We start from the raw sequence: 21066 nt of genomic DNA, 5'->3' as shown, positions 1-21066 counted from the left end.
GGGGCCGGGACCCACTTTAGTGGCCGCCGGCGTCGGGCACCAGAGCCAGGAGCGCAGGGGGCGGACACCCTCCGCCCGCTAGGCAGGCTCCCGGGTTGGGCAGGACCTTCTGCGATGTCAGGGTGGAATGCAATACTGTCGTGAGCAGCATTCGCCGCGTTTGGGGGGACTTCTGGCACATGGTTCTGGATACGGCAACCCTGCGCATCGCTTTCGGCCTGATGGCCCTGGTGCTGGTGGTCCTGTTCTATTTTTCCGCCTACCGGGTGACGCGCTCGCCGTACAGCGCCTGGTGGTGCGCAGCCCTGCTGTTCTTCCTGTCCGGATCGGGTTGCTTCCTCCTGGACGGCACCCCCCACCAGGTGTGGGCCAACCCGGTGGGAAACACCCTGCTGGTCCACGGCGGTGTTGCTGTGTGGGCCGGCGCGCGGTCGCTGCGGACGGTGCGGCCGCCCAAATGGGCCTTTACCGGTATCCCCCTGGCCACCCTGGTTGCCTCCCTGCTGGACCATCCCGCCACCAATACCTGGTCCGGCGGCCCGGTGTTCCTTGCCGCGATGAGCCTGACCATCGGCATGGCATCGCGCGAGCTGTGGCGGCTGGAACCGGGCTACTCACGGGTACGCATCCCCATGGCCGTGGCCGCCGGCGGGCTGTCCGTTTTCTACTTCTTCCGCTGGCTGGCGTTCCTGCTTGAAGGCCCCGACGGTCCCGTTTTCGTCACCGTCTTTGGATCGGCAGTCACCACCATGGTCACCATGGTGCTGCTGGTGGTGGTGTCCTTCAGCATGGCGGCGTTGAGCAGCGAGCAGCAGACCCGCGCCCTGCGGGTGGTGGCTTCCCGGGACGACCTCACCGGGCTGTTGAACCGGAAGGCCTTCATGGACCTTGCGGCGGAACAGTTGGCCGACCGGAGCATCACGGGCGGCTCCGGGGCCCTTATCCTTGCCGACCTGGACCATTTCAAGGCCGTCAACGATACCCACGGCCATGCCGCCGGCGACCTGGCGCTGCAGGCCTTCGCCGGAGCCTGCGTTGCCACGGTCCGGTCCACCGACCTGATCGGCAGGTACGGCGGGGAAGAGTTTGTCATCCTGGTCCCGGGGGCTAGCGCCGAACGCGCGGAAACCATCGCGGAGGAGATCAGCAGGCGGCTGGCCGTCGCCCAAACCCTGAACGGAATGGAGATGCCCACCGCCAGTTACGGGATTTCCACGTACGGCGCCGGGACCTCCGACGTTGACGACCTCGTGGCCTCCGCAGATGCTGCCTTGTACAGGGCCAAGTCCCTGGGCCGGAACCGTGCCGCCCGCAGCGACGAGCTGTACTAGCCGGGCTGCGCCGGCGGCACGGTTCCGCCAACCTGCCTACTTGGGCTGGAGTGCGTCCGCCCGATCCGCCAGGACCGTCAGCTCCACGCGGTCAGGGCGGTCGACGGTGCTGTGGATCGCCACCGAAGTGCCCTTGTGGGCGGACTCCAGCAGGGATTCCATGACCTCCAGGGCGTGGTAGGCAAGGGCGCCGCCGGCCCGGGGCTCCTTGCCCCGCGGGGTGGCGGCCAGGTCCGCGATGCCGAACCCGCGGCCGGAATCAACATACCCGGCGGACACCGGAAGGGTTTCCCAATCCGTGGCACCGAGCGGGAACAGTTCGACGTCCCCGTCGAAGTGGTTGGGGTCCGGTACCACCAGGGAGCCGCGCTCACCGTGGATCTCGATGTTTGGCGACTTGGATTTTACGGCGTCGAAGCTCATGAAGAGCGTAGACAGTGCCCCGGAGGCGTGGACCAGGACGCCGGTGACGTGGGAGTCGATGGTCACGGGGACTTTTTCGCCCTGCCGCGCCCCCGAGCCGATGGTCCGCTCGTCCCGGGTGTGGCTGGCGGCACCCAGTACCGACGTCACGGGACCCAGCAGTGTCACGAGAGCGGTGACGTAGTAGGGGCCCATATCGAGGAGGGGGCCGCCGCCGGGCTGGTAGTAGAAGTCCGGGTTGGGATGCCAGCGTTCGTGGCCCGGGGTGGCCATGGTGGCAGACGCCGAGATGGGTGCGCCGATCAGTCCGTCGTCGATCGCCTTGCGGGCGGTCTGGATCCCGGTGCCCAGCACGGTGTCAGGTGCACAGCCGACGACGACGCCCGCCTCCCGTGCAGCATCCAGCACCCGGCGGGCTTCTTCGGTGGTGGCAGCGAGGGGCTTTTCACCATAGACGCTTTTGCCGGCAGCGATCGCCTTCAGTGCCACGTCGGCGTGTGCGGCCGGGATGGTGAGGTTCAGCACCAGGTCGACGTCGGCTGCGGAGAGCAGGCCCTCCACGGACAGGGCGCGGACGCCGTCGTAATCATCCGCAACTGCCTGCGCACGTGCCGGGTCCAGGTCCGCGACGGCCACCAGCCGGACCTGGTCCAGCCGGCGGAAGTTGGCGAGGTACTGCGCGATGATGGCTCCGCAGCCAATGATTCCGACGTTCAACGGCTTGCCCACAGCAGGCCCCTTTCGATGATGGTGCGTACGTTCTGGTCCTGGAGGATTTCCACGCGGTGCCCTGGGGTGGACACGAAGATCCGGCCCTTGCCCCATTGGCGGGTCCAGATGGCGGGAGACGTCACTTCGCGGTTCCAGGGGTCCCACTCGCGGACTTTTTGCGTGGTGGTGGCCAGGATGTCCACGTAGTCGTCCGAGAGGACCCAGTACTGTTCGGTGACCAGGTCAAAGTCCTTGATGCCCTTCGTGATGGGGTGGTCTGCTGCGGCCGGCAGCATGTTGACGGTATAGGGCACGTAGTTGTCCGACTGCTCGCCGCTGCACTCGTCCGGGTGCTTGCCGGGGTGGCAGGCGAACTGGCCGCCGATCAGGTGCAGGTAGTCCGAGGTGTTCCGGTAGGAATCGGCGATCCCGCCGTGCCAGCCGGCCAGGCCGGTGCCGTTCTCCACGGCCGCCCGCAGCCCGGCAAACTCGTCTTTTTCGATCGTGCTCATGGTCATGCACTGCATGATCAGGTCCACGCCTGCCATGTATTCGGCGTCGGCGTAGACGTTGGGGGATTCCTCCACCCGGACGTCGTAGCCGTTGTCCTTGAGGTAGGGAATGAAGAGCTCCGTGGCCTCGTACGGCTGGTGGCCGTCCCAGCCGCCGCGGACGACCAGCGCATTCTTGCGATCTGTCATTGAGGTTTCCTTTGTCTGGCTGCCGGCTAGTGCCGGCAAGGCTTGGGGTCAGTGGCTGGCGAACGCGGCGTCGAAGGCCGCCGCGGGCGGGGCAATCCGGCCCAGTTCCTGGACCATGGCCAGTGCCTGGGGAGCGCCGATGAGCCGGTCCATGCCGGCATCCTCCCATTCGATGCTGGTGGGACCTTCGTAGCCGATGGCGTTCAGGGTCCGGAAGATCCTGTTCCACTGGACATCCCCGTGCCCTGCGGTGACGAAGTCCCAGCCGCGGCGGGGGTCCGCCCAGGCCAGGTGGGAGCCGAGACGGCCGTTGCGTCCGTCCAGTTGGCGCACGGATTCCTTGACGTGGACGTGGAAAATCTTGTCCGCGAAGTCCTGCAGGAACATCACCGGGTCCAGGTCCTGCCAGATGAAGTGCGAGGGATCGAAGTTCAGGCCGAAATTCTCCCGGTGCCCCACGGCTTCAAGGGTGCGCTTGGCTGTCCAGTAGTCGTAGGCGATTTCGGACGGATGGACCTCCAGTGCGAACCGGACACCCTCATCGTCGAACACATCGAGGATGGGGTTCCAGCGGTCCGCGAAGTCCTGGTATCCGGCGTCGATCATGGCCTGGGAGGCCGGCGGGAACATGGCGACGGCCTTCCAGATGGACGAACCGGTGAACCCCGTCACGGTCTTGACGCCAAGCCGGGCGGCCGCACGCGCGGTGTCCTTCATGGCTTCCGCCGCCCGGCGGCGTACGCCTTCGGGCTCGCCGTCGCCCCAGATGTCCGCTGACAGGATGCCTTGGTGGCGCTCGTCGATGGGGTCGTCACACACTGCCTGTCCGGTTAGGTGGTTGGCGATGGCGAACACCTTCAGGTTGTTCTTTTCGAGGATGTCCAGCCGGCCCTGGAGGTAGTTGTCGTCCTCGGCCGCGCGGCGCGGGTCCAGGTGGTCGCCCCAGCAGGCGATCTCCAGCCCGTCGAAGCCCCACTCGCCCGCGAGCCGCGCCACTTCCTCGAAGGGTAGGTCGGCCCACTGGCCGGTAAACAGCGTGATTGGTCGTGTCATGTCTATTCCTTGGATCGCTTGAAGCTGGTCGTTGCCCTGCCGAACCGCTGCTCAGACCTTTTGCCACTGGCTGGAATTTGCGGCACTGGACTCCACGGCGGCCAGGACCCGCTGCACCTGCAGGGCGTCCGCGAAGGACGGTTCCGGTTGGCGGGCTTCGCCGATGGCCGTGACGAGGTCCACCACCTGGTGGGTGAAGCCGTGTTCATACCCCAGGCCGTGGCCGGTGGGCCACCAGTTTCCGACGTAGGGGTGCTCGGGCTCGGTGACGAAGATCTTCCGGAACCCCGCGTCGGGGGAATCGGCCGCGTCGTAGAAGGAGAGGGCGTTCATGTCTTCGAAATCGAAGGCGAGGGAACCCTTGGTGCCGTTGACCTCCAGCCGCATGGCGTTCTTCCGGCCCAGCGCGTAGCGCGTGGCTTCAAAGACGCCCACGGCACCTGCCGAGGTGCCGCCGTCGAACCTTGCGCTGAAGATGGCCGCATCATCTACGGTGACCTTCCCGCGCGGGGCGTCGCTGCTGAGGTCGCCGTGGCCGCCGAGGCCCACCAGGTCGCCGGCCAGCGGGCGTTCCTGCACGAAGGTCTCCAGCAGTGCCGAAACCCCGCTGATGTTCAGGCCCGTAACCCACTGGGCGGCGTCGATGCTGTGCGCTCCGATGTCACCCAGGGAGCCGGAGCCGGACTGCTCCTTGTCCAGCCGCCACGTCATGGGGGCGTTGGCGTCGGTGAGCCAGTCCTGCAGGTACTGGGCCCTGACATGGCGGATCTCGCCCAGCCGTCCCTGGTCCACGAACCGCCGGGCCAGCGCCAGGGCCGGCGTGCGGCGGTAGCTGAAGCCGCACATCGAGAGGACACCGTTCTTGGCGGCGGTCTCCGCTGCCAGTGTCATCCGCTCGGCTTCCTCCACGGAGTTGGCCAGCGGCTTTTCGCACAGCACGTGCTTACCGGCTTCGAGGGCCGCGATGGCAATCTCGGCATGGGTGTTGCCGGGCGTGCAGATATCGATGAGGTCGATGTCGTCGCGCTCGATCAGGCGCCGCCAGTCGCTCTCCACCGACTCCCAGCCCAGCTTGTCAGCGGCCGCTCGGACGCCGTCGGCATTCCTGCCCGCCACCGCGGTGAGCTGTGGCTGCAGCGGCAGGTCGAAGAACCGTGGCGCGGTGCGCCAGGCGTGGGAGTGGGCGGCACCCATGAAGGCGTAGCCCACCATGCCGACCCGCAGGGGTTTGGCGGTGGTCATGGAGGAGTCCTTTCTACTTGCTGAAGCCGGCGGTGAGGCCGCTCAGCAGTTGACGGCGGGCGACGACGTACACCACCAGCAGGGGAAGGGTCGCCAGGACGACGGAGGCGAGAATGGCAGGGATGTTCACGCTGAACTCGCCCTGGAAGGTCCACAGTGACAGCGGCAGGACCCTGGTTGCCGGGCTCTGCGTCAGGATCAGCGGGAAAAGGAAACCGTTCCAGACGTGCAGGGCGTTGTAGATGCCGACCGTGATGACCGCCGGCTTGGTCATGGGGAGCGCGAGGCGCCACATCATGGCCCAGTCGGAACAACCGTCCAGTCGCATCGATTCGAAAAGCTCATTGGGGACATCGCGCATGAAGTTGGACAGGATGAGCACGCTGACCGGGATGGCAAAAGCCACGGACGGAAGGATCAGGGCCAGCAGGGTGTCATACATGTGCGCCCGGGTGATCATCCAGTAGATAGGGATGATGGTGGCGTGCAGGGGGATGGCAAGGCCAAGGAGGAACAGGTTGTTCGTCAGGCCCAGGAACCGGCCCTTGCCGCGGACAATGGCGTATGCGGCCATGAAGGACACCAGCAGGGCAGGCAGGACTGTGCCCAGGGTGACGATCAGGCTGTTCGTGAAGTACCTGACGAAGTTGTTCTCCAGGACCAGCTTGTAGTTGTCCAGCGTCGGGTCCGTTGCCGGGAGCATGGGGTTGGAGGTGAAGAAGCCAGCCTGGTTCTTGAAGCTGGTGATCACCACGTAATAGATGGGGACGATGATGATGGCCAGCCAAAGCCAGCCGCCCAGGCCGCCAAGGAAGTTTGGCCGGAGCCGTCCGGGGCCTTTGGTGCGGGTAACCGGTGAAGCGGTGATGCCGCCGGCGGTGGGGGCCGGTGGGACGGGAAGTTGGGTTGTGGACGCCATCAGGCACCTTCCAATTGGCTTGCGTTGCGGTTTTTGCCGCCCAACCGCTGGAGGATGAGCGCAAGGCCCAGTCCGATGACGACGAGAATGACTCCCAGGGCGCTCGCGGCGCCCATGTCGTTGGCCTTGAAGCCCGTCAGGTACATATGCAGCGGAAGCAGCCGGGTGCTGTAGCCGGGGCCACCCCCGGTGAGCACGAAGATAAGGTCGAAGTACGCGAGGCTGCCCACCACCATCAGGGTGGAGGACGTGATGACCGTGTACTTCAGCTGGGGCAGGGTGATGTTCCAGAACTGGCGGAAGCGTCCCGCGCCGTCGATCTCAGCAGCCTCGTAAAGCGACGTGGGGATTTGGCGTACGCCGCCCTGGTAGATCAGCGTGTGGAATGGAACGAACTGCCAGGCAATGACGAAGACCACCACGAACAGGACCAGATCCGAGTTGCCAAGCCAGTCCTGGGCAAGGACGGGCAGGTTGAATCCGGGCCCCAGGCCGAAGTTGGGATCGAGCAGGGCCTTGAAGGCGATGGCAACTGCCGCGGACGACAGCAGCAACGGCAGGAAGTAGAGCACGGCGAGGGCGGCGCGGTACTTTTGGCCGCCGGCCGTGAAGACGCCCAGCAGCAGGCTGATGGGCGCCTGGACGATGAACGAGAAGAACATGATCTTCGCGGTGACCACCAATGCGTTGCCGGTGACCGGATCCGTAAGGACCGTGGTCCAGCTGGACAGGCCGTCCAGCTTGATCTCGCCCAAACCGTTCCAGCTGGTGAAGCTGAGGAAGACGACGCCGATCAGCGGGACAACAGCGAACGCCAGGAAGAAGACCAGGGCCGGGACTGCGAGCCACCCCGAGGGGCCCGCGTCGCGGACCCCCCGGTTGGCGGAACCAAGAGCCGTCATGGTCCCTTACTTTCCGATTGTGGCGTTCATGGTGCTGATGAACTGGTCAGGGCTGATCTTCTTGAGGAAGATCTGGTCCAGGTTGGACAGCATGGCGTCACCCTGCGCGGGGCTGAGGGCCTGGTCCCAGGAGAGGGTGAAGCTGGGGGCGTTCTTGGCCAGTCCGTAGACGAAGGTCAGGAAGTCCTTGTCGGGTGAGGCGGCCAGTTTGTCTTCGATTCCCTTGACCACCGGCACAGCTCCGGAGCTGATCAAGGCGTCGGTGTTGGCGCCGGTGAACATGCCGTCCTTGACATAGTCCAGGGCGGCCTTCTTCTGGGCATCCGTGGCCTTGGCGGAGATGGACCAGAAGTTGGAGGGGTTGCCCACCACGTTCGCAGGGTCACCCTTGCCGCCTGGGACGGTGGGGAAGGTGGTGTACCCCAGCTTTCCACTCTTGACGAAGTCGGCGGCATCCTTCTTCATGCCCTGGTAGATCCAGCCACCCTGCAGGATCATGGCGGCCTTGCCGGTGTACATCAGTGCCTGGTCTGCGTTGCTGTCTGCCGCGACTGAAGAGAAGCCGTTGATGAACCCGCCGGCGTCGGCCAGGTCCTGGATCTTGGTCAGCGCCTCCTTGACGGCGGGGTCGGACCAGGCTCCGGGCTTGTTGGCTGCGATGTTGGCAAAGACTTCGGGGCCGCCGATGCGCTCGACGAGGTACTCAAGCCACATCAGGTCCGGCCACTTGGACTGGCCGCCCAGGGAGAACGGGGCAATACCGGCTTCCTTGAACTTGGGCACCAGGGCCATCAGCTCATCCCAGGTCTTCGGGGGCTGGGCTCCCACCTTGTCGAAGACGTCCTTGTTGAAGTAGAGGACTACCGGCTGGACGTTGTTGTTCGGCAGTGCGTAGGTCTTGCCGTTCACTTCACCGTTTTTTAGGACTGAGGGAAGGTAGCGGTCCTTGACCTGTGGATTGTCCTTGATGAAGGTGGTCAGGTCGTCAACCTGGTTGGCGTCGACGTACGACTTCAGGACTCCGCCGCCCCAGCCGTAAATGAAGGTGGGGCCTTCGCCGGCGCCGACGGCGGTGCGGACTTTGGTCTTGTAGGCGTCATTGGCGAAGAAATCCAGTTTGATGGACTTGTCCGGGTTGGCCTGGTTCCAGTCATCCACCGACTTTTGGAGCACCGGCTGGTTGCCGCCGGTGAGTCCCCACATGGTGGCCGAATCACTGCTGACGTTTGAGCCGGCAGGACCTGACGAACCGCAGGCCGCGAGGCTGACTGCCAGACCTGCTGCGGAAATTGCCAACGCTGCCGAGCGCAACTTTCGAATCTTCATTTCGTTTCCGTTCATCCTCCGGGCTCAACGCTGGGTCCCGGTAACGTGTGAAGCAGGCGTTTGCCTCGGCTCCGAGGCGGATAGCCCGCATCAATTCGGTCGGTGGTCGTACCGCGCAGCTTTCGAAAGTTTTCGAAACTTTGCGAGCGGTGGTGCCAATCTAGCCGTGAGTTGAGTCACAGTCAAGGGGTAATGCCATTGGCTGTGACCTGTACCCGCCTGTATCCGGTTGACGCCTTGATGGAACGCGGGCAAGATAACCATAAGCGAAATGTTTCGAAAGAGTGGATAAGTCAGTGGCGAAGACTGCACGGCCGGCGAAGGCAACCCTGGCAGCTGTTGCCTTGCAGGCGGGGGTTTCAACCCCCACGGTGTCCAAGGTGGTCAACGGCCGCGAAGATGTTGCGCCGGAGACCCGCGCCCGCATTCTGACCGCTTTGGAGCAGGCGGGCTATAAATCCCCCGTGCAGCGCCGTTCCGTGGCGAGGACCAGCACCGTGATCGAGGTGGTGGTGGACGTCCTGACCTCGGCCTACACCACGGAGGTCCTGGACGGGATCCTGCAGTTCGCCGCTGCCGAGGATGTCGAGGTCCTGGTAAGCGTCGCCGGTCCGTCGACCCCCACGGTGCACACCGCCGAGCGCCGCGCCCAGCGGATGGTCGACGAAGGCCGGGCGGGAATGATCGTGGTGACCTCGGCATTCAGCGAGGCGCAGATGCACGCCTTCCGGCGGCGCCGGATTCCCGTGGTGGTGATCGATCCGCTCAACCCGCCCCCCGCGGACGTTGTCAGCGTAGGCGCCACCAACTGGGCCGGCGGCAAGGCGGCCACTGAACACCTGCTGGAACTGGGCCACCGGCGCATTGCCTACATCGGCGGGATCGAGCGGGCCGAGTGCAACCAGGCGCGGCTCCACGGCTACATGGCGGCCCTCGCTGCCCATGGCATCTCCGTGGATCCGCAGTACATCATTTCCGGCGGCAGGTTCCGCCGGGACAGTGGGGTGTCCGGGATGAAGGCGCTGCTTGGCCTCAAGAAGCCCCCAACGGCCATTTTCGCCGGAAGCGACAGCATCGCCCTGGGCGTGCTCAGCGAGGCGGCGCACTGCGGCCTGAAGGTTCCCGGGGACATCAGCCTGGTCGGTTTCGATGGCACCATCCAGGGCGAGGAATGCGTACCGGCGCTCACGTCGGTGGCGCAGCCCCTCGAGGAGATGGGGCGGGCTGCCCTCAGATCACTCCTGCGCCAAGCGCGCGGCGAGGTCCTGGATTCCCACCGTGTGGAACTGGCCACGCATGTGATTGTCCGCGAATCCACGGCAGCTCCCGCGGACTGAAGGGGGCGGGGCCTAGGGGGATGCCGCCTTCTTCAGCTCCTGCAGGATTTCCAGCTGGACCCGGTTCATGGAGATCAGGAGCTCGATCTCCTTTTTCGCTTCGATATTGGTGTCGTAGTCGTGTTGGGCCATGGCCGCGGCAATGGCGTCCTGCCGCTTGGCGGCGATGAGCAAAATGGCGCCCTGCAGTCCGGCGAGCATTGAAAGCAGGAGGTTCAGCAGGATGTAGGGGTACGGGTCCCAGGCGTTGGCGGCCAGTGCCACCGTATTGATGGCAGCCCAGATGAGCATGAAGCCGATAAAGCTGGCAACGAAGGGCCAGCTTCCCATTCCGTTGCGCATGATGTCAGCGGCCCGCTGTCCCGTGCTCAGGGAGGCTTTGTGTTTCTCGTGCCAGGTCTTCTGTTGGAAGCTCATGGCTCAGGGTAGACCGAGGAAGCCATTCCTCAGGCAGGCCCCAGCTGGTCAGGCGCCCAGATGCCCAGTGAGGCGGCGGTGGAAACCGGTGCTGCGCTCATCGAGGCCTTCGATGGCCACCGTCGCGCCGTGGTCCGCGTATTTGGTTTCGATGGAGTCCAAGGCGGCCACCGTTGACGCGTCCCAAATCTGGGCGCGGCTAAGGTCAATGGTCACCGAGGCGGGATCGTCGCCGTACGCGAAATGCTCCACCAGGTCGTTGCTGCTGCCGAAGAACAGCGGCCCCACCACCTCATAACGCACGCTCCCGCCGTCGTCCGCCAGGGTCCGCTCGACGGTGATGACGTGGGCCACCCGGCGGGCGAAGAGCACCATCGCCAGGATGACGCCCACCAGCACGCCGTAGGCGAGGTTGCCGGTGAAGACCACCACGGCGACAGTGGCACCCATGACGAGCGTCTCGGGGACCGGCATCCGCTTCAGCGTGGACGGTTTGACGCTGTGCCAGTCCACCGTGGTAACGGCCACGACCATCATGACCGCGGCAAGGGCCACCATGGGAATCTGCGCCATGATCGAGCTCAGCCCCGTCACCAGGGCCAGCAGGAACACCCCGGCCACAACCGTCGAGATACGGGTACGCGCCTGCCCGGTCTTCACGTTGAGGACCGTCTGGCCGATCATGGCGCAGCCGGCGATGCCGCCATAGAAGCCGGCGAGGATGTTTGAGACGCCCAGGCCCCACGACTCGCGGCCCTTGTGCGAGGGGGTTTCCGTGATGTCATCGACAAGTTTCGCCGTGAGGAGGGTTTCCATGAGGCCGACGAACGCCACGCTTAGGGCCGTGGGCAGCACCAGCCGGAACGTCCCAACATCAAGCGGAACCAGGAACGGGGTGATTCCCGGCATCCGGCCGGTGAGAGGCCCTTCGTCGGCGACGGTCGGAACGGCAAGGCCCGCAAGGATGGCAATCGCCGTGACGACGACAATGGCCACCAGCGGCGACGGGACCACCTTGGTGAAGCGCGGGAGGACGAAAATGATGGCCAGCGTTACGGCGAACAGGACGTAGGCGAGCCAGGGAACATTGAGGACGTGCGGCACCTGCGCCATAAAGATCAGCACACCCAAGGCGTTAACGAACCCGATCATCACCGAGCGCGGGATGAACCGCATCAGCCGGGCAAGGCCTGCCAGGCCAAAGACCACCTGGATGACGCCGGCGAGAAGCACCGTGGGCAGGACGTACTGGACGCCGTGCTCGTGGACCAGTGGGGCGATGACCAGGGCCACCGAGCCGGCGGCGGCCGTCACGACGCCGGGCCGTCCGCCGAGGATGGACATCGCCAGGGCGAGCACGATGGAGGCGACCAGGCTGACCATCGGATCCACCCCGGCCACGATCGAGAACGAAATGACCTCCGGGACCAGTGCGAGCGTGGTGACCATGCCGGCGAGGACCTCACGGGTCAGCTGCCGGGGAGAGCGGAGCGCGGCCAGGACATTATCCGGTTGCCGGGTGGGGCGGGGGCGGTCGGCGACGGCCAAGGAGCGGCTCCAAGGACTTGGCTCTTGGGCAAGAGCGGGGTGGGCAATGTATTGCGCGCCACGATGCGCACGGTCCAGCCCTGTCATGGACGACAATTGGGTGGAGAAGAAAGGCGCCGGGTGACTCTCGGCTGCGTATGCAACACTACCCCGTGCCCCCGGGCCGGCAGTAAGCGTGGCTGATAAAATGACCGGGTTGCAGGGCGGCCAGTAGAGCCGGTGCAACCAACGCCGTAACAAAGTAGGGGACCACACAATCATGACGGCAGGCGGGTCACACCTTGAGACGTCGGAGAGCAGGCCGGGCAAACCGGTCGACGCCTCCGCGCCTGCCAGGGGCCGCGCCTACCTCGCCACCATCGAAGGCTTCATCGGCGCCCTGATGATGTTTGTCGGCTCTATCGGCACCGGCTGGATCGCCAACGGCTCACCCATGATCCGCCAGCCGGTGGTGATCGCGCTCCGCACCGAAGGGTGGGGTGTGGCGGTGTCCACCGTGCTGCTGACGGCCGGAGCCATGCTCCTGATGCGCTCCTGGTTGAGGCTTGGCCAGCGGTTGGGGGACTGGGGGCAGTCGTCGCTGCGGTCCGTTGTCATCGCCATTTCGGCCTGGTCGCTGCCCCTGTTGTTCTGCGTCCCCGTCTTTTCCCGCGACGTCTACGCCTACACAGGGCAGGGACGCCTGGTCCAGGAGGGCCAGAACCCTTACGAAGTGGGCATCTCCACCCTCAACAACTGGTTCGCGCTGGGCGCCGACCCCGCCTGGGCCGAGAACCGGACCCCCTACGGACCGTACTTCCTCTGGCTCGCGCGGGCTGTGGTGGGGCTGACCGGCGCCCAGCCCGACGCGTCAGTCCTGCTCTTCAGGCTCCTGGCCGGCGTCGGCGTCCTGCTCTGCGTCATCTACGTACCCAAGCTGGCAGAACTGCACGGCATCAACGGTGCACGGGCCCTCTGGATCTCCGTGGCCAACCCGTTGTTCCTCATCAGCTTCATCGCCAGCGCCCACAACGACGCACTCATGGTGGGGCTCGCCGTCGCCGGCGTCTACCTGGCCGCCACCCGCCGCTACCTGCTGGGCATCCTCCTGGTCACCGCGTCCGTGGGCATCAAGCCCATCACCGTGCTGCTGCTGCCGTTCATCGGTGTCATGTGGGCAGGACCGTCTGCCTCCTGGCCGCGCAAATTCCTGATGTGGGGAGCAACGGCCGGCATCAGCTTCGGCGTGCTGGCCCTCAGCGGCATCCCCTACAACCTGGGCATCGGCTGGACCTGGGCCATTATGGACCCCACCCCCGGCTACACCGGCTACTCGCCGTCCGGTTTCATCGGCCAGCAGGTGGAGATGCTCGCCAACGCCCTGGGCCTGCCCGGCGGAACGCTGGCCACCTGGCTGCGGACCGCCATGAAGTGGGCCGCCATCGCCTTGGTCCTGCTGCTCATGTTCCGCGGCGACTACTCCCGTGCGGTGCGCCGGATGGCCCTGGCGTTCACCGCCGTCGTGATGCTCTCACCCATCATCCAGCCCTGGTACATCCTGTGGTTCCTGCCGTTCCTGGCCGTCACCGGCATCCGGGACGACTGGCAGATCCGCTCGCTGTACGTCGGCGTGACGTTCTTCGTGGTGTTCGGCGCGCAGGATCAACTCTCGGTCTGGTCCTTCGTGGAACTGCCCATCGACGCGTCGTCCCTGGCATTCTTCACCGCCCTGGCCTTCACGTTCTACCTGCTGGTGCTGGACATCCACACCCGGAAACTGCTCATCGAGGGCAGGCCGCTGGACCTGGGCCGCCGCGGCTGGCAGTGGGCGGTGGAGCGCAGGGCGGCACGCCGCCGTAGCGCACCCCAGGCCCCCGCCGCCGTCGACCGGTCCAAAAGCCGCTAGTCGGGCGAAGCGCGCCCGAAACGGCTACGCGCCCGCGGGTACCCGGGAGGACGTCCTGCGCCCCAGCTCGGCCGTCCGCTTCACCGACCACCACAGCAGCACCACCAGGAGCACGTTGCGGGTGGTGAGGATGGCCGCCATGACCGGATGGGCGTGGATCAGGGGCGTGTAGAACAGCGGGTAGATTACGAACGTGGTCATGGCGATGCCCATCAGCAGGGCCGCGGGCACCTTCCAGCGCTCCCAGTCGTGGGTCAGGCCGGCGATGATCACCGGTGCCAGCCAGATGATGAACTGCGGCGAGCCCACCTTGTTGAACACAATGAACGCCGTGACCATCATGAGGGAGCCCTCGAGGAACAGCTCCTCACGTTCGGCGCCCCGCCGCATGGCGCGCACCAGCAGGATGGCTGCAATCACGGCGGCCAGGACCAGCAACGGCTGCATCAGGAAAGCTGCGGTACTGGCTCCCGGACCGTAAACCTCGGTGGAGTTGATGGCCGTGTTGTCCGCCATCTTCGAGCCGGCAATGTGGAACACGCTCAGCCAGACCCACGGTGTGGAGAACGTGGCCTCAAGCTGCATGCCGCGCTCGCCCTGGTTCAACAGGAAGTCCATGATGTGCGGCAGGCCGCCGGTCAGCCAGGTCCCCAGGCCCACGACGGCGGTCACGGCGGCGCCGGCGAGCACCACTTGGACGCGCTTGTGGCTGGCGATGGCGATGGGTACCAGCACCGCTGCCGGCCACACCTTGATCCACGTGGCGATGCTGAGCAGGACGCCCGCCACCACGGGCCGCTCCGCGGCGTAGATCAGCGCGATCAGCACGATCGGTGCGGTGATGCCTTCCACCCTGGCGAAGCTCAGGTAGCCCATGAAGACGGTGAAGAACAGCCACCACCACGCCGGGGCCACGCCCGTCACCCTCCGCTGGCCGCGGGTCAGGTAGAGCAGGCCGACGGCATTGAGTGCCGCGATAATCAGGAACCACACCAGCAGGTAGAGGCTGGGCCCGGCGATGTTGGCGAGGAAAATGGGGATCTGCGCCAGCACCGGGTAAACCCACGGGCTGATCTTCCCGGTGAGGTCCGCCGGGTTGTACCCGGCCGTGGCCCACTGCCGGTACTGCTCGGTGTCGCTGAACGTTTCGCCGTTCAGGAAGAAGGACGCCATCCAGCCCAGGAAGTACAGATGGACGACGGCGAAGCCCCACCACACGCTGGACGGGCGGGCGAACCAATCCACTGCTTTGGCCGGCAGGACCTTGCTGCGGACCGTCACCAAACGGTCAAAGAACCTTGTGGAAATCTCAGGTCTCCTTGAGTGCGGGGGCGGGTGCGGCAGTCTTCTTGCCCAGCGAATACAGGCGCCGGACGCTCCACAGGAACAGGACCACCACCAGGATGTTGCGGATGGTCAGCACCAGCGCCATCCACGGGTTGTTGTGGCTGAGGGCATCGTAGAAGAGCGGGTAGATGAAGTAGGTGGCCACAGCGATGGCGATCAGCATCAATGCCGGGACGCGCCATTCGCGCCAGCTGTGCGCGAGGCCGACGGCGACGGCAGGGCCCAGCCACACCATGAACTGGGGCGAACCCACCTTGTTGAACACCACGAAGGCGGCTGCCAGGGCGAGGGCGCCGGCCAGAAGCAATTCAGTCCGATCCACGCCGCCGGCCACCTTGTGCTGCTTGCCGTTGTGGAGCGCCCAGAAAGCCAGGCCAGCCACCAGCAGGGCGGCCAGGACCAGGAGCGGCTGCATCAGCACGGACATGGTGGCGGTGCCCGGACCGTCCACCTGCATGGAGTTGATGTCCGTGTTCATGTACATCCGGGAGCCGCCCACGTTCAGGACGGAAAGCCACAGCCACGGGGTGGTGAAGGTGGCTTCGAGCTGCATGCCGCGGTCGCCCTGCTGGGTGAGGAAGTTAAGGAGCTTGGGGACGCTGCCCAGGGCTGCCGCCACCGCAATGACGCCCGCCGTCGCCGCGATTCCAGCCAGTACCACCAGCAGGCGGTTCTTTACGACGGCGAAGAGGGCCAGCATGATGGCCGCCGGCCACACCTTCACCCAGGTGCCGATGGCCAGCAGGACCGAGGCAATGAACGGGCGCTGGACGCCGTATGCCAGCGCCACGAGGACCAGGGGGGCGGTGAGGCCGTCAACGCGGGCGAATCCCAGCCAGCCCATAAGGAACGTAAAGGCCAGCCACCACCAGCCCGCGGGGATGGCGTTGGCGTTGCGGCCCCGTGCGGTGAGTTTCAGCAGCGCCCAGCCGTTGAGCAGTGTTGTCATGAGGACCCAGAGGAAGAAGAACGGTCCTGGACCTGCGAGGCCCGCAATGGCCATGGGGAACAGGGCCAGGATGGGGTATACCCAGGGGCTGGGCCCGCCCCTCAAGTTCGCGTCGTTGAAGCCGGCCATGGCCCAGTCACGGTAGATGAACGTGTCGCTGAAGGCTTCCCCGCGCAGGGAGAGGGAAGCGGCGAAGACCAGGAAGACAAGGTGCACTACGATGAAGCCGCCCAGCAGTCCGCGCCCGGAATTCAGTGCGCTGCGCACGGGGGTGGGGAGGATGACGTTGCGGATCCTGGTCAGGTTGCCGAAGAGGGCGTCGGTGGAAATGGCGGATCCTTGTCAGGTCGTGGCACACGTGTGGTGTCGTGCTGGTGGCTGGGTTCTGCCGCAGGGCTGGGTCAGGGCAGCGGAGCCGTTCGGAAACAGCTTCCACTCCTGTCCAACTCTAATTCACGGTGCTTTGGCGCCCGTAATTGCCGAGGCAGGCTCCAGCCGTCATGCCTTGACCTGCGGCGACTTATTACTTGATTTTTCAAGTTGCTGGTGATCCATCACTCGGGCATCATGAGCTGGGCACAAAGGTTCCCAACTTCGCCTGCAGCCTTGGGGAGCGCAGGCGTTGGATATCACCCCCTACCCCCAACACACAAAGGCTAGACCCATGAACTTCCCGCTGACCCTCACCGTGTCCGACCGCCAGAGCATGGACACCGAGCTCGACGCCGCCGTCACAGCCGCCAAGGCACATGCACTCATCGGCCGGCGCGGCATTTTGGTGACCCGCCATGGCGCGGATAAGTTCACGGTGGACCTCAGCGACGCCGTCCCCTTCGGCCTCACCCGCGAACACCAGGTCTGGTAAGCCATTGGCTGGCGCCTGATCCAGCCAGCCCCAACGCAGCCAGCCCCTGAGGGGGTTCCTTTGGAACCGCCGTCACTTCCGGCGTCGACCGTAAATGCGCCTAACTGCCGGCGTTGTTGTCCCCATCGCCGCCCACGCGGTTGCTGCGCTGCTGCAGCCGGTCGATGTGCTTTGACGCGTCCGCCTTGCTCAGGTCCGCGGGAAGTTCCTCGCCCGCCTCGCGTGCGAGGGTATCGAGGTAGCTTCGCTGCGCCGCCGTCATGGGCTCATCCCCGGTCACCCAGTCTTCCGGGTCCCTGTTGAGTCCTGCATTCGGTTCCGGTTCGGGGCTGCCGATTGTTTCCTGGTTGCTGTCGCTCATGGGTACGAGTCTAGGTCGGGGCGCCGCCATTCTGCCGGAGCGTGCGTGCCGAAATGCATTGGCATGAATAAGTCGGGAAATCATGGAGACGTTGAGTAGGTAGACGCAGACCCCAACGCAGCCAGGAGAAGGACTCGATGGATACCAAGCTCAAAGTCGCAGTGCTCGGGACGGGAATCATGGGAGCGGCCATGGCCCGGAACCTCCTGCGGGCCGGCCATGAAGTCTCGGTATGGAACCGGGACAGGGCCAAAACGGAACCCCTGGCTGCTGACGGCGCCCGGCGTGCCGCCAACCCTTCCGACGCCGTCAAGGCGGCCGACGTGGTCCTGACCATGCTCTTCGACGCGGCCGCGGTGGAAGATGTCATGCGGGCTGCGGCCCCCGGCGTCCGGCCCGGCATGGCCTGGGTGCAGTCCACCACGGTGGGCGTCCAGGACGTTCCCGTTTTGGCCAAACTGGCCGCGGAGCTCGGCCTGGACCTGGTGGAGGCGCCCGTTTCCGGCACCCGGGCCCCGGCCGAAGCCGGCCAGCTCCTGGTGCTTGCCGCCGGACCCGATTCGGTGCGCCGGCGGGTGGCGCCGGTGCTGGATGCCATCGGGGCCCGGACCATCTGGACGGGGCAGGACCCTGCCGAAGGTTCCGCTACCCGGCTGAAACTCGTGGTGAACAGCTGGGTCATTGCTGCCTCCAATGCCGCCGGTGAGGTGGTTGCCCTGGCGGAGGCGCTGGGCGTCGATCCGCAGCAGTTCCTCAACGTGATCGACGGCGGCGGCCTGGACCTTCCCTACCTGCGGACCAAGATGGGGCTCATCCTGGACGGGGGACTTGAGCCGGCGTCCTTCGCCGTAGACACCGCCTGCAAGGACGCCCACCTGATTGTCGATGCCGCCGCCGAGCAGGGCTTGAAGCTTGACGGTGCCGAAGCGTTCGCCGCAAGGCTGGACCGGGCAGCCGGGCAGGGCCGCAGCAAGCAGGACATGGCCGCGGCTTACTACTCCAGCCGGTAGCAGTGGTGTCCCGGAGGCTTCCGCAGCAGGCCGGATAGCGCTTGCCCATTGACGTAACGAAGGTCACCTTCTATATTGGGTGAATCGATTCAAGAGCTGCGCGCCATCCTCTGTCCGGGGGATGCGGCCCAGTCACCGCCCGGCCCCAACTGCGGCCAGCGGTCCGGTTCCTTGCCAATGAAGACGAAGGACAAAAGCATCATGAGCACCACCCCAACCCGCGTCGTCCATGCAGGCCAGGAAGGCGCAACCGGTCCCCGGGACCCGCGGAAAGCGGCGATGAGCGGCTGGATTGGAAGTGCCCTTGAGTACTACGACTTCGCGCTGTACTCGCTGGCCGCCACGCTTATCTTCCCCACCATCTTCTTCCCGGTCGAAAACCCGACCGTGGGGATCATTGCTTCCCTGGCAACCTATGCGGTGGGCTACGTCTCCCGCCCGGTAGGCGCCGTCGTCCTGGGGGCATACGGGGACAGGCATGGGCGCAAGAAGGTGCTTGTGTTCGCCATGCTGCTCATGGGCTTCGCGACCTTCGCCGTCGGGCTCCTGCCCACGTACGGGCAGGTGGGCCTCCTCGCCCCCGCCCTGCTGGTGATCCTCCGGCTGATCCAGGGCTTCGCGGTGGCCGGAGAACTGGGCGGCGCCAGCGCCATGATCGTCGAACACGCGCCGGACGCCCGGCGCGGATTCTTCGCCAGCTTCAGCCTGCAGGGCACGCAGGTGGGGTCAATCCTTGCCACCGCCGTCCTGCTGCCGCTCGCCGCCCTCCTTCCGGCTGACCAGTTCGGTGCCTGGGGCTGGCGCATCCCATTCCTGCTCAGCGCCGTCGTCATTTTCGCCGGCTACCTCATCCGCCGCCGGGTGACCGAACCCCCTGCGTACGCCGCGCAGTCCGGGCCGGCCCAGGCGCGGCAGCGCTTTCCGCTGGCCGAACTCCTGCGCACCCGGCCGGGCGCACTGCTCCGCTGCATCCTGATGACCTTCACCAACGTCATCGGCATGGCCACCCTGATCTTCGGCGTCTCCTTTGCCACCCAGAAGGGCTACGGTAACGGCTTCTCCAGCAGCGAGTTCCTGTGGGTGACGCTGGTGGCCAATATCGCGGCAGTGGCCACCATTCCGGTGTTCGGCGCACTGTCCGACAGGATTGGCCGGCGGATGCTGATGGCGGCCGGCGGCGTCATCGGTGGCGTACTGGTGACCGGATACCTCTGGGCCATCGAGCAGGGGAGCCTGCCGCTGGTCTTCGTCTGCGTGGTGATCGTGCAGGGCATCTTTTTCCAGATGTGGAACGCAACCTTCGCCACGTTCTTCCAGGAGCAGTTCCCCATGCGGATCAGGGTCACCGGCTTCGCGGTGTCGCAGAACATCGGACTCATGATTGCGTCGTTCTTCCCGAGCATCTTCACGGCGATCGCCCCTCCTGGCTCCGCCGACATCCCGCTGACCATCGGGCTGGCCACGCTCGGCATCTGCCTGGTCTCGGCCGTGGCCACCCTGATGTCCTCCGATACCCGGGGCACCACCCTGGAGGACCTCGAGGGACGGAAGGCCGGGCGGACCGCGGAGCCCGCTTAGTCCCAATAGGAAACGAAGAAGGGGCAGCACTTGCTGCCCCTTCTTCGTGTGCCTGCACGCGGCCCCGCTAGCTGTATTGACCTGAGAGGTTGATGACGCGGCTGGCCGGTGTCTTACCTTTGAGTGCAGTGTGGGCTCGATGGTGATTGTAAGCATGGAGCCAGTCGGGGAAAGCAGCAACTCGCTCGGCTTCTGAGCGGTAGGGGCGGATGTAGGCCCATTCCTCAAGCATGGTGCGGTTGAACCGTTCGACTTTGCCGTTGGTTTGTGGTCTGTAGGGGCGGGTGCGTTTGTGTTTGATATTCGGACCCAGCGCTTCGGCGAAAGCATGGGACCGGTAGCAGTTCCCGTTGTCAGTCAGAACACGTTGGACGGTAACTCCGTGTTCTTTGAACCAGGCGTTTGCCCGCACCCAGAAGCCTGCTGCCATTTCCTTGGTTTCGTCAGTGAGGATCTCGGTGTAAGCCAGTCGTGAGTGGTCATCCACGGCATTGTGGAGGTAGTGGTAGCCGGGCCGGCGGTTGGCCTTGGTGCCGGTCTTGTTCTTCCAGCCAGCGGTCCTGCCCACGACTCGATGTCCGCCGCCATCGGGGATCCGGCCCAGCTTCTTGATGTCCACGTGGACCAAATCCCCCGGCCTGTCGTGTTCATAACGGCGGATCACTCGTCCTGTGCCGCGATCGAGCCAGGTTAGTTTCGCCAGCCGGTAGCGGGACAGTACCCGGTGGACGGTCGAGGGGTGCAGACCCAGCAGATAGCCGATCCTGGCAGGGCCCCACCGGCGGTTCACACGCACGGCGATGATCCTCCGTTCGGTACGCGTAGCAGTCCTGCGGGGCGAGGAATGTGGCCGACTCGAACGGTCCACCATTCCTTCGGGTCCCTCCTGGCGGTAGCGCTTCGCCCAACGTTCAGCAGTCGGGACCGAAACCTGAAACCGCTCCGCGGCACGGCGCAGGCTCCAGCACTGATCAACAACACACTGCGCGAGCTGTAACCGGCCACGAGGAGTGAGGAAAGCATTAGGGTGGGACACGAAGACCTCCGTGTGTGGAAAAAGGACTCTAGACAAGCCCCACTCCACCCGGAGGTCTTCTTCATGTCACCAAACCACGCCGGGCGTCACTAACGTCTGTGGTCAATACAGCTAGCCGGGGAGGT

General features: G+C 65.5%; 19 protein-coding genes. 6 read left to right on the top strand and 13 right to left on the bottom strand.

Features of this window, described 5'->3' with window-relative positions; genetic code table 11:
- The first annotated feature begins 179 nt into the window (after window positions 1–179).
- On the top strand, window positions 180–1331 hold the full coding sequence (locus J2T23_RS18520) for a GGDEF domain-containing protein (protein WP_141158761.1): 1152 nt from the start codon (window positions 180–182) through the stop codon (window positions 1329–1331).
- A gap of 36 nt (window positions 1332–1367) precedes the next feature.
- Here J2T23_RS18520 and J2T23_RS18515 read toward each other — a convergent pair whose 3' ends face one another.
- From J2T23_RS18515 to J2T23_RS18485, 7 genes are read right to left on the bottom strand one after another with little or no spacing between them, the layout of a single operon-like run.
- Entirely contained in the window at window positions 1368–2483 is a 1116-nt protein-coding gene (locus tag J2T23_RS18515; RefSeq protein ID WP_210411328.1) for a Gfo/Idh/MocA family protein, read from the bottom strand.
- Entirely contained in the window at window positions 2468–3166 is a 699-nt protein-coding gene (locus J2T23_RS18510) for a ThuA domain-containing protein (RefSeq protein WP_307362399.1), read from the bottom strand. Before J2T23_RS18510 ends, J2T23_RS18515 begins: the two co-directional genes overlap by 16 nt.
- Before the next feature lie 48 nt (window positions 3167–3214).
- Complete coding sequence (locus J2T23_RS18505) at window positions 3215–4219, bottom strand: sugar phosphate isomerase/epimerase family protein (RefSeq protein WP_307362397.1); 1005 nt, start codon at window positions 4217–4219, stop codon at window positions 3215–3217.
- 51 nt (window positions 4220–4270) lie between these two features.
- Window positions 4271–5461: a Gfo/Idh/MocA family protein gene (locus tag J2T23_RS18500; RefSeq protein ID WP_141158757.1), complete on the bottom strand. Its 1191-nt coding sequence runs from the start codon at window positions 5459–5461 to the stop codon at window positions 4271–4273.
- 13 nt (window positions 5462–5474) lie between these two features.
- Window positions 5475–6380 (bottom strand): carbohydrate ABC transporter permease, encoded by a 906-nt coding sequence (locus J2T23_RS18495; RefSeq protein ID WP_141158756.1) that lies wholly within the window; start codon window positions 6378–6380, stop codon window positions 5475–5477.
- Entirely contained in the window at window positions 6380–7282 is a 903-nt protein-coding gene (locus J2T23_RS18490) for a carbohydrate ABC transporter permease (protein ID WP_141158755.1), read from the bottom strand. The genes J2T23_RS18495 and J2T23_RS18490 overlap by 1 nt, the downstream gene beginning before the upstream one ends.
- Before the next feature lie 6 nt (window positions 7283–7288).
- Entirely contained in the window at window positions 7289–8608 is a 1320-nt protein-coding gene (locus tag J2T23_RS18485; RefSeq protein ID WP_141158754.1) for an ABC transporter substrate-binding protein, read from the bottom strand.
- 296 nt (window positions 8609–8904) lie between these two features.
- On the opposite strand from J2T23_RS18485, the gene J2T23_RS18480 reads away from it, so the two are divergent.
- A complete protein-coding gene (locus J2T23_RS18480; RefSeq protein ID WP_307362392.1) occupies window positions 8905–9945 on the top strand; it encodes a LacI family DNA-binding transcriptional regulator in 1041 nt (346 codons plus the stop codon).
- A 12-nt stretch (window positions 9946–9957) separates the two neighbouring features.
- Here J2T23_RS18480 and J2T23_RS18475 read toward each other — a convergent pair whose 3' ends face one another.
- Both J2T23_RS18475 and J2T23_RS18470 read right to left on the bottom strand, forming a co-directional pair.
- Window positions 9958–10362: a DUF1003 domain-containing protein gene (locus J2T23_RS18475; protein WP_141158752.1), complete on the bottom strand. Its 405-nt coding sequence runs from the start codon at window positions 10360–10362 to the stop codon at window positions 9958–9960.
- 48 nt (window positions 10363–10410) lie between these two features.
- Entirely contained in the window at window positions 10411–11910 is a 1500-nt protein-coding gene (locus J2T23_RS18470) for a SulP family inorganic anion transporter (RefSeq protein ID WP_141182883.1), read from the bottom strand.
- Window positions 11911–12169: 259 nt separating this feature from the next.
- Between J2T23_RS18470 and mptB the strand changes: the two genes are divergently transcribed.
- The gene (gene mptB, locus J2T23_RS18465; RefSeq protein WP_307362389.1) at window positions 12170–13795 is read left to right on the top strand and encodes a polyprenol phosphomannose-dependent alpha 1,6 mannosyltransferase MptB; all 1626 of its coding nucleotides are present in this window, start codon (window positions 12170–12172) and stop codon (window positions 13793–13795) included.
- 24 nt (window positions 13796–13819) lie between these two features.
- Here the strand turns inward: mptB and J2T23_RS18460 are convergent, their stop codons facing one another.
- Both J2T23_RS18460 and J2T23_RS18455 read right to left on the bottom strand, forming a co-directional pair.
- Window positions 13820–15076: a glycosyltransferase 87 family protein gene (locus J2T23_RS18460; protein ID WP_307362386.1), complete on the bottom strand. Its 1257-nt coding sequence runs from the start codon at window positions 15074–15076 to the stop codon at window positions 13820–13822.
- Window positions 15077–15104: 28 nt separating this feature from the next.
- Window positions 15105–16358 carry a glycosyltransferase family 87 protein gene (locus J2T23_RS18455; protein ID WP_307362383.1) on the bottom strand — a complete coding sequence of 418 codons (1254 nt, stop codon included), beginning with the start codon at window positions 16356–16358 and terminating at the stop codon, window positions 15105–15107.
- Window positions 16359–16755: 397 nt separating this feature from the next.
- Here J2T23_RS18455 and J2T23_RS18450 point away from each other — a divergent pair, with 397 nt between their 5' ends.
- Window positions 16756–16956 carry a hypothetical protein gene (locus J2T23_RS18450; RefSeq protein ID WP_141182887.1) on the top strand — a complete coding sequence of 67 codons (201 nt, stop codon included), beginning with the start codon at window positions 16756–16758 and terminating at the stop codon, window positions 16954–16956.
- A 100-nt stretch (window positions 16957–17056) separates the two neighbouring features.
- Here J2T23_RS18450 and J2T23_RS18445 read toward each other — a convergent pair whose 3' ends face one another.
- Window positions 17057–17317 (bottom strand): DUF3072 domain-containing protein, encoded by a 261-nt coding sequence (locus tag J2T23_RS18445; protein ID WP_141158746.1) that lies wholly within the window; start codon window positions 17315–17317, stop codon window positions 17057–17059.
- A 137-nt stretch (window positions 17318–17454) separates the two neighbouring features.
- Here J2T23_RS18445 and J2T23_RS18440 point away from each other — a divergent pair, with 137 nt between their 5' ends.
- On the top strand, window positions 17455–18327 hold the full coding sequence (locus tag J2T23_RS18440) for an NAD(P)-dependent oxidoreductase (RefSeq protein WP_307362380.1): 873 nt from the start codon (window positions 17455–17457) through the stop codon (window positions 18325–18327).
- Between the two features lie 201 nt (window positions 18328–18528).
- Window positions 18529–19905 (top strand): MFS transporter, encoded by a 1377-nt coding sequence (locus J2T23_RS18435; protein ID WP_307362377.1) that lies wholly within the window; start codon window positions 18529–18531, stop codon window positions 19903–19905.
- Between the two features lie 67 nt (window positions 19906–19972).
- Here the strand turns inward: J2T23_RS18435 and J2T23_RS18430 are convergent, their stop codons facing one another.
- On the bottom strand, window positions 19973–20941 hold the full coding sequence (locus tag J2T23_RS18430; RefSeq protein WP_307362374.1) for an IS481 family transposase: 969 nt from the start codon (window positions 20939–20941) through the stop codon (window positions 19973–19975).
- Between the last annotated feature and the right edge of the window lie 125 nt (window positions 20942–21066).

The sequence above is a fragment of the Pseudarthrobacter niigatensis genome, from assembly GCF_030812615.1.
Taxonomy (GTDB): domain Bacteria; phylum Actinomycetota; class Actinomycetes; order Actinomycetales; family Micrococcaceae; genus Arthrobacter; species Arthrobacter niigatensis.
Note: the sequence above shows the minus strand (reverse complement) of the source record. Positions and strands in the feature narration are given on the sequence as shown.